Here is a 922-nt window from a genome sequence, read left to right as displayed (position 1 = left end):
TAAAAAAAGATGATGGAAAATGTTACTGCCCTGATTGTGAGAAAGAATTGGAATATAAAGAAGAGGAATGTTATTATCTTAAACTTTCTGAGTTTGGAGATTGGCTTATAAATTATTATAAAGAGCACCCTGAGTTTTTAKAGCCTAAAGAGAGACAAAATGAGATGCTTAAGAATTTCTTGCTTCCTGGTCTTGAAGATTTAGCTGTTACTCGTAAGGGCTTAAAATGGGGTATACCTTGCCCTATAGATAATGAGCATAGTATATATGTATGGATTGATGCTTTATCAAATTATATTACAGCTTTAGGTTATAGTGAAGAAGATGAGCTATATAAAAAATATTGGCCTTGCGATGTTCATTTTGTTGGTAAGGAGATTGTTCGTTTCCATGCTATTATATGGCCTATAATGCTTAAAATGCTTGATATACCGCTTCCTAAAAAAGTATTTGGTCATGGCTGGGTACTTTTTGACGATGGTAAGAAGATGAGTAAGAGTAGGGGAAATGTTGTTGATCCTAATGCTTTAATAGATAAATACGGTGTTGATGCTTTAAGATATTTTCTTATGAGAGAGATTAATTTTGGTGTCGATGGATTTTATTCACAAGAGATTTTCTTAAAGAGAATTAACAGCGATTTGGCTAATGATTATGGTAATTTGTGGCATAGAATTACTACAATGCTTGGCAAATATTTTGACGGTATTCTTCCAGAAGAGGTTGAGAGTGTTTATTCTGATAGAGAGAGAGAATTAAAAAAGGCAGTGCTTACTTTAGATGCTAATGTAGAATCTGCACTAGACAGTTTTAAGTTTCAAGAGGCTTTATTTAATATTTGGGAAGTGATAAGAATGGTGAACAAATATGTTGAAGAGAGTGCTCCTTGGAATCTTGCTACTAAAGATGAAAGTAAAAGAGA

General features: G+C 33.0%; 1 protein-coding gene. It reads left to right on the top strand.

Annotated features, from left to right (window positions below; all coding sequences use genetic code 11):
• On the top strand, window positions 1-922 hold a 922-nt coding region (locus GQX97_RS12565; RefSeq protein WP_157152241.1), incomplete at both ends, for a class I tRNA ligase family protein.

Source organism: Brachyspira sp. SAP_772, assembly GCF_009755885.1.
Taxonomy (GTDB): Bacteria; Spirochaetota; Brachyspiria; order Brachyspirales; family Brachyspiraceae; genus Brachyspira.
Note: the sequence above shows the minus strand (reverse complement) of the source record. Positions and strands in the feature narration are given on the sequence as shown.